At 45.7% G+C, this 13,259-nt stretch carries 13 protein-coding genes; 11 read left to right on the top strand and 2 right to left on the bottom strand.

Annotated features, from left to right (window positions below):
• Positions 1–125: 125 nt before the first annotated feature.
• The 7 genes from AK95_RS04055 (at position 126) to AK95_RS04025 (ending at position 5,352) form a co-directional block, all read left to right on the top strand.
• Entirely contained in the window at positions 126–470 is a 345-nt protein-coding gene (locus AK95_RS04055; RefSeq protein ID WP_343225154.1) for a DUF6886 family protein, read from the top strand.
• Positions 471–591: 121 nt separating this feature from the next.
• Positions 592–1,170, top strand: coding sequence for a P-loop nucleotide/nucleoside kinase family protein (locus tag AK95_RS04050; protein WP_071218669.1), 579 nt, complete (start codon positions 592–594; stop codon positions 1,168–1,170).
• Between the two features lie 3 nt (positions 1,171–1,173).
• Positions 1,174–1,596 carry a hypothetical protein gene (locus tag AK95_RS04045; protein WP_071218668.1) on the top strand — a complete coding sequence of 141 codons (423 nt, stop codon included), beginning with the start codon at positions 1,174–1,176 and terminating at the stop codon, positions 1,594–1,596.
• Between the two features lie 30 nt (positions 1,597–1,626).
• Positions 1,627–2,157, top strand: coding sequence for a hypothetical protein (locus AK95_RS04040; RefSeq protein WP_071218667.1), 531 nt, complete (start codon positions 1,627–1,629; stop codon positions 2,155–2,157).
• A gap of 67 nt (positions 2,158–2,224) precedes the next feature.
• The gene (locus AK95_RS04035; RefSeq protein ID WP_071218693.1) at positions 2,225–2,758 is read left to right on the top strand and encodes a GNAT family N-acetyltransferase; all 534 of its coding nucleotides are present in this window, start codon (positions 2,225–2,227) and stop codon (positions 2,756–2,758) included.
• 144 nt (positions 2,759–2,902) lie between these two features.
• On the top strand, positions 2,903–3,511 hold the full coding sequence (locus AK95_RS04030) for a YdcF family protein (protein ID WP_071218692.1): 609 nt from the start codon (positions 2,903–2,905) through the stop codon (positions 3,509–3,511).
• Positions 3,512–3,891: 380 nt separating this feature from the next.
• Positions 3,892–5,352 carry a chitinase gene (locus AK95_RS04025; RefSeq protein ID WP_071218666.1) on the top strand — a complete coding sequence of 487 codons (1,461 nt, stop codon included), beginning with the start codon at positions 3,892–3,894 and terminating at the stop codon, positions 5,350–5,352.
• A gap of 277 nt (positions 5,353–5,629) precedes the next feature.
• On the opposite strand, the gene AK95_RS04020 is transcribed toward AK95_RS04025, so the two are convergent.
• Positions 5,630–7,984 carry an Ig-like domain-containing protein gene (locus tag AK95_RS04020; RefSeq protein WP_235612985.1) on the bottom strand — a complete coding sequence of 785 codons (2,355 nt, stop codon included), beginning with the start codon at positions 7,982–7,984 and terminating at the stop codon, positions 5,630–5,632.
• A gap of 200 nt (positions 7,985–8,184) precedes the next feature.
• Entirely contained in the window at positions 8,185–9,588 is a 1,404-nt protein-coding gene (locus AK95_RS04015) for a cytochrome P450 (protein ID WP_071218664.1), read from the bottom strand.
• Positions 9,589–9,735: 147 nt separating this feature from the next.
• Here AK95_RS04015 and AK95_RS04010 point away from each other — a divergent pair, with 147 nt between their 5' ends.
• From AK95_RS04010 to AK95_RS03995, 4 genes are all read left to right on the top strand, one after another.
• Entirely contained in the window at positions 9,736–10,341 is a 606-nt protein-coding gene (locus AK95_RS04010) for a TetR/AcrR family transcriptional regulator (RefSeq protein WP_071218663.1), read from the top strand.
• A 182-nt stretch (positions 10,342–10,523) separates the two neighbouring features.
• On the top strand, positions 10,524–11,219 hold the full coding sequence (locus AK95_RS04005) for a YkoP family protein (RefSeq protein WP_162487522.1): 696 nt from the start codon (positions 10,524–10,526) through the stop codon (positions 11,217–11,219).
• A gap of 87 nt (positions 11,220–11,306) precedes the next feature.
• On the top strand, positions 11,307–12,578 hold the full coding sequence (locus AK95_RS04000) for an alcohol acetyltransferase (RefSeq protein ID WP_071218662.1): 1,272 nt from the start codon (positions 11,307–11,309) through the stop codon (positions 12,576–12,578).
• Entirely contained in the window at positions 12,575–13,252 is a 678-nt protein-coding gene (locus AK95_RS03995) for a DUF6320 domain-containing protein (protein ID WP_071218661.1), read from the top strand. Before AK95_RS04000 ends, AK95_RS03995 begins: the two co-directional genes overlap by 4 nt.
• Positions 13,253–13,259: the final 7 nt, after the last annotated feature.

The following is a 13,259-nucleotide window of genomic DNA, read 5'->3' as shown; positions in this document are numbered from 1 at the left end:
CACTATATCGATTAAAAGTTTGACCTTTCTTCGCTGGCATAACAAAAATCCCCTCCGGTATCCAGTGTTTGAGTTCATTGTAACATGTCCTCTTTTTTCACTGTCTACCATCAGGGGATAATACCATCAGTGAGAGAAACAGTGAGTTGTTTTTTAACAACACGTTGGCTGACATTATCGTAATTGTAGAAAATGATTGGTACGCAAGAATCGATCAACAAACGTTGTACAAGTACCAATTTGAAGACGAGGGGTTTGAAGTTTTTGATAAAACTGCAGGCTATTATATTTCCTATCAAACCGTAAAGCCAGTGGGTATAGAGAAAGTTGATAGACTGGTTGAGAGACTTTTAAGTAAGGGAATTGAATTAAGGTTTACACCGAATTTATGTCCTCTTCGGGAATCAATAGTTTCTTCAGATTTTAAGGAATTTGGAATACATAGATTTAATAATGCCAAGAGACTATAGAGGGATTTAACTACTGCATTCACGCAGCATAGGAATTATCCCTGCTGTATCTTGGCCATTACGGGGCTGACTTTTGCCTAACGAGCAATGCCAATGCCTTTAAAGGAGAACTGTAACGAATATGATCATATTAATCAGCGGAAACAGCTGCACGGGTAAGACCTATATGGCTCAACAATTGCTCGAGAGGTATCACGATCCGTATCTTTCGATCGACCATTTAAAAATGGGCTTATACAGGGCGGATATGAAATGCGGTTTCACCCCCCTGGATTCAACAGAGGTTATCGGTGAGAAATTATGGCCGATCCTCAAAGAGATCATCAAGACGAACATAGAGAATAACCAGAATCTAATCATTGAAGGCTGCTACATCCTGCCTCACCATCTTCAAGATATCGAGCCATCCTACTCAGCGCACATCATACCGGTATTCTTGGGTTTCACAACCACCTACATCCAGCAAAACTTCCAATCCAACATCATTCAACATCGCAATGCAATCGAAACACGTACTTATCCTGAAGCAAGAACCATTACTGATTACATACTGGAGCATGATGCATTCCGTGAAAAGTGTTTGGCATCAGATGTCCCTTATTTTGAGATTAAAGAGAACTACGAAGAAGAGATCTCAAAAGTATACGACTACATCGAGGATGAAAAGGAGAGAATCGCGAGTGAAATCGATGTGGAGTAGCCTATGAAAAAACAATTATTACTTATCCTTGTTGTCGTCCTTTCCGTGTTTTTATTATTTCATGTTAATCAATGGATGAAGAATGAATATGTAATATGGACGGCCATTGAAAATCGGGAGTGGGAGGCAAGAGGGATTGGGGTGTATTTTTATGAAGAAAACAATCAAAAATATGGTCTCTACATGATTTATGGAAGTGGACTTCCCGTCATCTCTTCTCATAAATCCAAGGTCAGAATTATAAATGATTTTGAGATTGAGATGGAGATTCCAGATCATTCTATAAATTTGAAATCAACAGATCAACAAGTACAAGTATCCAGATTAAAATGGAATCAGGGTAAGTTGACCATGGACGGGCTGATATTTGAAGTTTCGGAGACTTCGGAGAAACATAAGTGGGTTTTAAATCTACGACCGAAATAATATCGCTGTAATCGAGGAAAGGAAGAAGCCGTGGAATTATTCTTATATCATTATTATGATGCAGCAACCGGTCCCTTTCGAAATCTATCCGCACTATCTATCGAAGAAGCGAAGCAAGTACAGAGAAGACTCCAACAAAATAAAAATATGTTTGCGAGTCAACGCGGGGATGATTATATCGTAATCCGACGCGGATTAGAATCGCGTGCCAGAGATCTATTTATAGCCAAGGGTGGACGGCCGACCAATAAATATCCACATTACATGACACTTGGCCCTTGCGAATGGATTAAGCAGTGGTATCAGAGAGGGAGGGAAGTTAAGATACCCCTCGATGATGTTGATCCCGAGATGATTAGTTTTACTTATGGTGACTTATTTCCCACGATGCGCTTTAAAGACGACAAGCCTTACAGAGGGAAGGTCTACTTAAAGAACGAAATCCTCCGGTTGGTAGACGAATATGGTTGGCCGCAAGAATGGAATAAAGACGGGAATCAAGGACCAGAACGATATATAGAAGTACAGGTATGGGACGATCGTGTGATTGGTCTTTTTTGAATAATTTTATGGAATGAGATGTATTTATAAAATCTAAAGAAGGATGTGAGTACTTATATTGATCGTAATGGATTTGTTAGAAAAGGATACTGATAAGATAAATCAAACAGCGAGGTTACTGCATGAGAGTTTTGAAGCATGGCCCACAATAGATTCTGCCATACATGAAGTTTTGGAATCTCTAAGTGATGATTCTATAAGTAGAGTATTAGTTAATGGAGATGATGAAGTTATAGGGTGGGTTGGCGGGAGAAGTCAGTATGACGGTAATGTGTGGGAACTGCATCCGTTAGTTATTAGAAAAGATAGTAGAATGCGAGGCTTAGGAAAGTCATTAGTGATCGACTTTGAAAGTCAGGTCTACCAACGTGGAGGTATAACCATCATATTGGGTACGGATGATGAGTATAATCAAACCAGTCTATCTAACGTGAATTTGTATCAAGATACTCCGGCACACCTATCCAATTTTGAAAGTCTAGATCATCCAGCGAACTTTTATAGAAAGTTAGGTTTTGCAATCGTCGGTGTTATTCCAGATGCGAACGGAATAGGAAAACCGGATATTATCATGGCAAAGCGTGTTAAACCTGTAGATTAGATTAAGTATAGAGTTTCCTAATGAATGCGACTGCCATTACATGGAGGGCTCCAGACGCTGCAAAGCTTATGCAGTTTTATCGATATGAAGTTGCCAGGCATTGCTTGGGTTTTGATGAACATGAGACAACGGGAGGCGTTCTTATTGCTGATCTCACAGATGAATCCAGAGATATTGACGAGAGAACAGATCACAACGGTGGTGTTCGGAGCGGAAACGGAAGTTGATGATGGTACGCAGTCTGGTGATTGTATCTTTGTGTTTGGCGGAAAAAACCTGGACCGGGTATGGAAAGCGGTTGAGCTATACACAAACGGACGCGCCCCTTATCTACTATTCACGGGTGGAGACCGATTTGGCGAGTGGGAGCAACCCGAGGCGGTTATGATGCGGGATGAAGCCATAAAAATGGGCATTCCGCCAGAATCCATTTTTATTGAAACGATGTCCAACCATACGAAGGAAAACATTATGGCCTCCCTAACCGTGCTTGATCGGGCATTGGGGTTACAACGAATCCGTCGACTCTTGCTCGTCAGTGCGCCTGGACATATGCGCCGATGCCAACTCATGCTCAGGACCTTTATGCCCCCTTGGTATGAGTATATATGGTGTCCGGACCATCGCTCTCTTGGGAGACGGGACAATTGGTGGACCGATCCTGACGAAGAGAAACGGGTGCTGAGTGAGCTTAACAAAGTGATCGGCGGGGTAAAGGGGCGATATTTTGTTGATGCGGATATTGAAATTTGAAAATAGTGCTGCCTCACCAGGAGTTGGGTGATTATCACCATTATATACAATGATCGAAGCGGCCGTTCTCCTGAACACATTACAAGGAGGACGGTTGTTTTTATGTTGCCTAGTCTTAGGCTTATCTTGTTTGAAAATCTTCTTACATCCACAAATTGATCCTTCCGAGCTATTGATAATAATTAACATATAAAGTAATTTTTTTACATATAAATCAACTTACGGAATATGTAAATGAATCATAATTGAGTAAGTGAAATACATACATCGATCTGGATTTAGAGAATTAACAAGAAAATTTCATAAAGGAGGTGATGTCGTCTTACGCAAGATAGGCTAAGGCTGAACGATCAATTTATTTATTGAGGAGGGATTAATGGATGAAAAAGGGTTTATTCAGAGTGCTGGACAAATCGAGAGTGATGATGTTGCCTTTATTGGTCGTCGTATCAATGATGATGAACTTTTTTCCTCTTGAGGTTTCTGCAGCAGATCGGGGTGCTTGGGCCCCCAATGTGTCATATGCCGTAAACGACAACGTGACATATGATGGGAAAACGTACAAAGCTATTCAAGCTCATACCTCATTACCCGGATGGGAACCGCCCAATGTGCCTGCATTGTGGCAGTTTGTCCAAGGTGGTGGAGGTAATGATACTGCAGCCCCGACAAGTCCTACGAATGTAATTGTAAGCGCAGTCACTTCTTCAAGCGTTACTTTATCCTGGCAAGCCTCTACGGACAATGTAGGCGTGACAGGATATGATGTATACCAAGGCACATCCCTTGCCATTTCTGTTACCGGTACGACAGCCACAATAACGGGTCTTTCACCGAACACGACATATTCTTTAAAGGTCATTGCCAAGGATGCTGCCGGCAACCTTTCTCCTGCCAGTGTGATCGTGAATGCAACCACTTCAGAGGGAACAGGAGGTCCCCAGCCGACGAAGCATATATTGACAGGGTACTGGCAGAATTTTGTCAATGGTGCGAGCAAATTGAAAGTGAGAGATATACCGGATCAGTACGACATCATTGTGTTAGCGTTTGCCGAGATGGATCCTGCTAACCCTGGTGGTGTCACTTTCACTGTAGATCCTGCGCTATCCGCAGCGCTTGGCGGGTACACCAATGCTGAACTGATCGCGGATATTCAGGCCAAACGCGCTCAAGGCAAGAAGGTCATCATATCCATTGGAGGGGAATTGGGGAACATTAACTTGAATAATCCATCCCCGAATGTAATGAACTTTGTAAACAGCATGTACGGCATCATCACTCAATATGGGCTTGATGGGATAGACATCGATCTGGAGCATGGCATGAATGTACCTAATTTAACCAATGCGATCCGTCAACTGAAGGAAAAAGCAGGAAATGATTTTGTTCTGACGATGGCTCCCCAAACGATAGACATGCAGAATCCAAACACCTCCTATATGCAGCTTTATAACAATCTGAAGGATATAACAACCGTAATAAACGTCCAGTATTATAATTCTGGATGCATGCTAGGCCGTGACGGTAAATGCTATTCCCAAGGCACGGTTGATTTTCTGACGGCTCTTTCTGACTTAACGCTGCAGTGGGTATCACCTTCCCATTTGGGATTAGGAGTGCCTGCTACCTCATCAGCAGCTGGAGGCGGATATGTCTCTCCGACTGTCGTAAATAATGCCTTAAATTGTCTGGCAACCGGAAACAGCTGTGGAAGTTATAAACCCGTTGCTAAATACCCTGATATACGGGGAGCGATGACTTGGTCCATTAACTGGGATGCGACCACGAATTACACGCTTGCCAAAACGGTGAAACCATTCTTGAACACGCTGCCTTAACACTTATGATATTTGTACAACTTAAGTAGATTTTTTATAAAATTAGAAAACCTCTCTTTGATATGTGGCGGTATACACCTTCATTATCATAGAGAGGTTTTTGTCTGGTTTCCTTTCTCCAACGGAGAAGGCGGAATCATGCTGTAGAAGCAAAGCGGTCCCCTTTGTCCCCGGATTTCAACCTTGTCATAGGATCATAAGAAATCTGGGGGCAACAGGGTTCGGAAGCATATCTGCATGCGTAGTGCTGTATTCCTGAAACGCTGCATATTTGAGCCTAAGGCTCCCATATCACCGTCGGGTACGGGAGTTGGTCATAAGCACTGGCCCAGTAATAGGAGTCGGCCATGATGCGCCGTGGCAGGAAGCCGATCTCGCCTCTGGATACGGAGATAAGCTCTGACTGCGATTGGAACACGCCGTCCGCAGTTGTCGCGGCATTGACATATTTGCCTGCCATATGGGTGAACCGTCCGCTGATCTTGGCTGAAACAGGAAGCCCTGTTTCCTTATCGACCATCTGCATGGTTACTCTGGCGATACCGGCAGAATAGGTGATGGCCATCTGATCAATGACCATCGGTTTCATTGTGGATGGCGCTGTTGTTGCTGAGGCAGCCGCGCTGGGAGCTCCTTCATTGCCGCTGATATCGACCGCTGTGATTTTATAATAATAGGTGGTGTTCGGCAGCAGCCCGGTATCTTTATATGAAAGTCCTTTAGAGATTCCGGCGTAAGTAGCGGGTCCGATCTCAAAGTCGGCTTCGGTACCGCGGTAGATCCGATATGCATTTACTGCTGTGTTGTCCATCGCCATATTATAAGTTATATTAATCCGTTGAAAATCAAACGTGGCCGCTGTTGCCCCACTGACCGTGCTTGGTGGTTCATGGTCAGCAGGAGGCTGCCATGCGTAGCCGCCAGGTCCCCATTCGCTCGGAAAATCAACGATCGAGGAGTAGTGATGGAGAGCAATGCCTGCAAACGCTGAATCGTTCAGAAAAGCATCATAAACCTTGTTTAACTCCTGCTCCATATAAGTTCGCCCTTCTTCATGGAAGCTGATGGTTTCCGGATCCCCGCCATCGGCGATGTCTTTCGTCTCGACTCCGATCACAACCGACTTCGGCTTGCCGATCGTATTTGCATAGGCCACCTCGTTTAGCGCGTGTGCGATAATGCCGGCGCTGCCATCGGCTTGATCTCGGTAATTCATAATCGAGATATAATCGGCCGTGTCCTGAATATGCTCAGACAGCCATTTCGTTTTTCCGTTCCAAGAGATATTGCTGGCGTCGGCAGAAGTATCGTACCATCTTGGAATCGCTGCGCCGACGGACAAGGTGAGGCCCGATGCCTGTTTGCGTTCCATCAGCAGCTGCAGCATATCCAGGTACTGAATCTGAACAGATGGCTTTGCTGTTTTGAAATCCGGCAGGATATACGGTTCGGTATCCAGGTTTACGCCATCAAAGCGAGCCGATTCGCCGGAAGCCAAATTGTAATTCAAGATCTGCTCAAATTCCCTAACGGCTTGAGTCTGATATCGACTATAGGCTCCGAAGTAAGGCGGGGAGGTGCCGCCGGCGATCAACGCTTGAACATAGAAACCTTGTTCATGAGCCCACTCGATGAATCGTTGAACCTCACTTCGATGATCCTCCAGCATTTTTGCCCCGTTATATTGACCTACAGCCAAATAAAGTGTCGTAATCGGACGTTGATTAAAGGTGGTTGTATCCTTTGCCATGGAAGAGAGGGCTGCTCGGGAATTCGGATTAAGTACTAGTGGGTAGGAGGCATTTTCCCAGATCCAGATCGCACGATCCTGATCCGGCAGCGGTTCCGGGTGATAGGTGTTGCTAGTCACTGTTTCAGGATTCGTCGCGGAGGGATCGTATACATCATTTATTACGTTAACGGGAGTTGAGTTGGCAAGATCCATATAGACAGCGTCTGTCACCGTCGCGGGATGCTTGCCTTGGTTAGCCGGAGGCATCCCCCCTGTTCTTGCATAGACCGTTAGGCTATAGCCTGTATTGCCGTAAGAATCGGTTGCTCTTGCCTCCAGACTGTGAACCTGGTGAGAGGATTGACGCGAATCGAATGTATATTTATATCCGTTTTTGGCAGGGGGGACCTGCAGCCAATCGCCTCCGTTGATGCGGAGCTCAACCAGCGCTATCGGATTTTTACCCGCTGCAGATATGTGAATATCCATTTTGTTGCGCTGCAACGTTTGCTCGCTTGGGCTGGTAATCTGCACTTCCGGGATATGAGCTGCAGGATTATCGACATTTAGGTGAATCCAAGGGGACCAGATACCATAACGCGTAACCGCATCGTTTGCTTTAAGTACCATTTCGACGGGACCGTCCAACTGACTTGTATCCAGCTTGTAAGACCAAGATCCGCTGTCATCGCCATTCGGGTCATCCATCTGAACATCCGTCACAAATTCACCGTTAACGATGAGCTGAAGTTCATACACGCCGGAGTAGGTTCCGAATAATTCAGCCACACCCGGCTGAAGCGTTTGCCCGTCCTGATGAGAATCAATAGTAATTAACGCCGCTGCCTTAGCGTGGGGAGGCGGGATACAGATTGTAGAAATCAGAACTGCCGCCAGCAACAAAAGCCCGCACCTACGTAAATGTGAAAGCATCTTTGTAGTCACATCCTTGTCAGTATGATGTAAACCTAATGGACTCTACGGCAGTTACAATGGCTTGCTTATCCTGTGAGCATACACTTTGCGTCAATATGAAGCGCTTACTTTTTAATATTACGAAAAAAATCGATTAGAACCGATGTCAGAGACGTGGCAGGTTATTATTTTTGAAGGGGAGCAGGATCGACTCCGTATTCGATAAGCCGATGAATGGTACCACGTACGTCATCAACCCGTTCAAATCTGCCGTTCTTCAAAGTTATACGTAAAGGCATGCCGTGAACGGGTCGCATCATCAGATTCGGTGTGATTTTGGCATTATGGACTAATGAAAATTGATATCGTTGAAGAAGAACAGCAAGGATAATCTTAAGTTCTTGCATGGCGAAGTGCCAGCCTATACACATATGAGGCCCTGCGCTGAATGGTAAGAATTCGTATGCGGAAGGTTTAATGGTCTCCCATCGATGCGGCTTGAATTGATTCGGACTTTCATAAAGCTCCGGGAGGCGATGGGTAATGAATTGGCTAAAAAAGATATTCGTTCCCGCCGGAAGGACATAACCATCCAATTCACAAGGCGCAGCCGTAATGCGGGTGCCGATGCTTGCCGGAGGAAGTAAACGAAGACTCTCTTTAACCACATGGTCCAGCAGGGAGAGTCGGCTCAGTTCCTCCCGAGTCGGATGGCTTCCACCCATCACGGCGTTCAATTCCTCCATTACGTTCGCATAAATGTCCGGGTGCTGTATCAGCAGAAAAAATGTCCAAGTCAAAGCATTTGCAGTGGTTTCATGACCAGCTGTATAGATTGAGAATGCATGCCCGACTAATTCCTCATCCGATAATGCAAAACCATCCTCATCATGTCCTCTAATTAGTGCGGCTAGCACATCCGTTGCATCTGACTCCTGCCGCTTCTCATGGATCATGGACCGAATTTGAGTATTAAGCTGTTGTGCAATTCGAAGAGAGCGACGATATGGAGTGAAGGGAAGATTAATGGGAGCGAGGGTGGTAAGCAAAAAAGACTTCGTAAACCGATTGATCAGCATCCCCATGGAGTCCATCATTTCAGTATGATGAACACCGAATAATGTCTTAAGGGCGATGCGCTGCGTTAACTTTTTCATTTCGGTGTTGATGTCAATCCGGGTACGTCCTCTCCATTCGTCTGCCAATAGCTCCGTTATGGATGCCATGTCCTGACCGTATTTTTCAATTTGGCCATGCAGAAAGGCGGGCTGGATCAGGCGACGGTGCTGTTTGTGCTTTTCGCCGCTCATCAGTAAAAGATTATGATAGAATAAATCCCCCATTACGGTGTCTTTGGGTATTTTAACAAGAGCCGTGCTCATCTCGAAAAAGTTCGGATTGGATAGGATTTGACGGTTCAGATCGGGTCCAAACGCAAATACAGATGAAGGCTTGTGGCTTTTCCCCAGGGCAGCGACCTTACCATAGTGTTCAAATAATGTTTGCTGAAATGCGAACGGACTGCGGAAAAAATGAAACATATTTATCCTCCAATCAAGGGCAGAGTCGGGACCAGGTATACGGTTCATAATCACACTTCCTTTGTATGATTTGTAATAAAAACATTCATATATTTCATAATATTCCTTCGAGAAGAAATGATCAAGATATTTTTGAAATATATGAATTGCATTATTACAAAACATTCCGTATAGTTTTATCCGAGAGGTGAGTATATGAACGGTTATCAACTCCGCACAGTGAAGAAAAAAGAACAGATTATGAAGGCAACCTTCGATTTGATCAGGAAATACGGAGCCGAAAAGACAAGCATTGCAGAAATCTCCAAACACGCCCGCGTGTCCCCCGTCTCCATATATAATTATTTTGGCAGCAAGGAAGAGCTTATCCGGATGACGTTTATCGATTATATGAGTAATATCATGAACGAGTATGAGAAGCTGCTGGATAAGCCCATCCCTTTTCAGGAGAAATTGGAGTTGTTGCTGGGGGCACGAATGAATAGCATGGATCAGATCAACTCGGATCTTATTCAAATCAGCGATGAACCGTCTGTTCAAGAGCATATCGAGGCATTTTACAAGGAGAGAACGATTCCCTTTTTTGTGAAATTGATTGAGCAAGGCAAGCAGGAGGGTTTTATTGATCCAGAAATTTCGATAGAAGCGGCATTGTTTTATATTCAAGTGTTTAAGGAGGCTCTGGCACAACCGGGATTCATTACACAAGCGAGCCCTACCATGCTTCGTGATATCGATCGCTTGTTTTATTATGGATTGATAGGGAAAGCGGAGCACTCTGGGACAGAGAGTGGCTATTGAGTTAATGACATAAGCGTTAAGGCCAGGCAACCTTTGGTGCAGACCAAAGGTTGTTTTGATTTGCATACAAAGTTACTAGCCAGCAACTGTGTTGACCCGCATCTCCGTCTTGAGACCGAGAGCAACTCTGTACCTGAGACGGTGGGAACCTGTGCAGATCTTCTTTATGATGAAATTAACGGATGACTACTGGAGAATCATGGAATGACATATTCAAACTAAAAAATAGTGAGGTGTTCCATCTGCTGCGAAAATTACTTAAAACCGTCATGCAAAGCTCCTGGATGATGTGGGAACGTATCTTCAGCTTTATTTCCAGGTTCCGCAGCTCGCATATCTCGCGTTTTGGCATATGCACAGTCATGATTAAGAAGCATCGAGGAAAGCGCATCGTCTGCGAGGACTCAACGATCATTCATAATGGAGATCTGGTAGGCGAGCTGCATTTGGACAATGAAACGATTCTCAAATTAATCCGATCGGAAGGGCCGGATCGTGCGGCTCTGAAAATAGCAAGACTTGCGAGAAAGTCCATGCTGCAGATTAGCCGTGCATATGAAGACCGGTCCGAGTTCAGCGAGGTCAGCGCGTTGGTCGGGATTACTTTGCTGCACCGTGGATTAACGCACGGTCTTGGTTTTGAGCATCAAGCGATGAAACCGGACTTGTTCCAGAAGCTGACCACGTCCTACCTGCGAATGCTGTTATCCGTGATGCACCCGGATGGCAAGAACCGGATTGATCGAAGAACGGAATTACTCGTTCCCATGATGTTAATACATACCCGCTCATCGCTGATGAAGCGATTTTCAATGGCGGATAAGCGGCCTTTACATGAAGAGGGGCATGCCATCTTGGTATCGGCGGTTGAAGCTTGAGTGAAAGCAGCATTGCCACGTACATAAGATAAGCCTGTTAAAAGTGCTGCTGAGTGGGAGTTCTAATAGAAATGAGGAGAGCAACAGATGGAAGAATGGTATAAACTTGACCACGCCGGGAAGCTGTTTCCCGCCGTTGCAGGAAGGGAAAATTCATCAACCTACCGGTTATCCATGATGCTGACAAGTGATGTGAAGCCACCGGTGTTGCAACAAGCGCTCGATAGCGTAATGAAGAGATTCCCTCTATTAAACGTCGAGCTTAGAAATGGCCTGTTCTGGAAATTTCTGCGGGAGAAGGAGACGCGTTTGATGGTGGAACCGGAATCCACCTATCCTTGTGCACCTGCAGCTCTCTCGACTGAGGGCGGAAGCTTGGTGAGGGTTTTATATCATGGCAACAAGATCAGCGTGGAGATTTTTCATGCGCTAACAGACGGGGGTGGGGCACTAGAGTTTCTCAAAACCTTGGTGTTCCAGTATTTATATCTGCTCGGCGAAAACGTAGAGGACAAGGAAGGTCTGATTTTGCCGCCCGCTTCATTTGCCCGATATGCCGAAGCACAGGATAGCTTTAAAGCTCATTATACATCGGCCACGGCCGACTCCAGAATGCCGGAGGCCCTGCAAATTCCCGGTACCCGATTCTCGCCTTATGGACACAACGTCATCCACGGCGTGATTCACGCCTCGCGGCTGAATGGGGCGGCCAAGCAGAAGGGAGTAACGCTCACCGCTTACCTGACAGCGATTTTGATTATGGCGGTTTATGAGACGACGTTGCCCTTCAACAACGATAACCGGCCGATTGTGATCAGCATGCCGGTGAACCTGCGGAAAATATTTCCTTCGAGCAGCCTGCGAAACTTTTTTGCGGTCATTAACATTGGCGTACAGATGAAGAAAGGCATGACATTGGATGAGGTACAAGGTATCGTGCATGCACAGATGAAAGAGAAAACGACGAAGTCTTATCTAACCCAAGCGATGGCCGGCAGCATGAAATACGAGAAAAACCTGTTATCCCGATTCACGCCGCTGAAATTGAAGGATCTGGCGATTCGTTATGGGTTCGACCATTACGGTGAAGAAGCCAAAACGCTTACGCTCACCAATCTGGGCCGAGTTGATATCCCAGCGAGTATGGCTGCGCATATTGAATCAATGGAAACCACGATGTATCCTACGGCCAAGAGTCCAATGAACTGTGCCGTCAGTTCGATCAATGACCAGCTTACCATCACCTTTGCCAGGAATATCGTCGAGAGCGATGTGATCGGGCACTTTTTTCGTCAGCTTGCCAGCCTAAGCGGATTGGATATAAGGATTGTCAGCAATGATTGGGGGATGGGCGCATGAGATGCGAGAGCTGTGGGGTATCCGTAGACCCGGCGCACGCAGCATGTCCCTTATGCCGGAGAAATTTACATGGTAAGGGCGATGCACCATCAACAGGAAATTCTTGGTACCCCATCTATGAGGCTGTAGAGGAGCAGCGTGCGAGCAGTCTGTTATCCAAGTGGCTTACCTTCATTGCAGTGTCTGTCATCGGCTTATCATTACTTATAAATATTCTGGGAGACCACGAAGTATGGTGGAGTCTGTACCTCATGCCCTGCGTGCTCTATGCATGGCTGTTCATCAGACATACCTTGATGTCCAAGTCGCACCTCGGCGGCAAAATCGTCGTACAGCTGCTCGGGCTGTCCGGCATGCTGCTTTGGCTTAACGTGGCAGCGGGTACGAATTACTGGTCGACCGGTTACGTCATTCCGTTCCTGATGATGGCGGCAACCCTTCTGATTACCGTTATATGCTGCACCAGAAAAATGCGTTGGCGTGAGTTCGCAGGTTACTTGTTAACCCTGATCTTGCTTGGGTTTGTTCCCTTATTACTATATGCCGTCGGCATGACGCACGTATTATGGACAGCCGTTGCGACGGCCGTATATGCCTTATTAACGTTCGGCGGGATGTGTCTGATTGCAGATAAGGGATTCCGAAAGGATATGAAGCGCAGATTACATTTTTGACAGGAGG

Origin of the sequence: Paenibacillus sp. LC231 (assembly GCF_001860525.1) — a bacterium.
Taxonomy (GTDB): domain Bacteria; phylum Bacillota; class Bacilli; order Paenibacillales; family Paenibacillaceae; genus Paenibacillus_AQ.
Note: the sequence above shows the minus strand (reverse complement) of the source record. Positions and strands in the feature narration are given on the sequence as shown.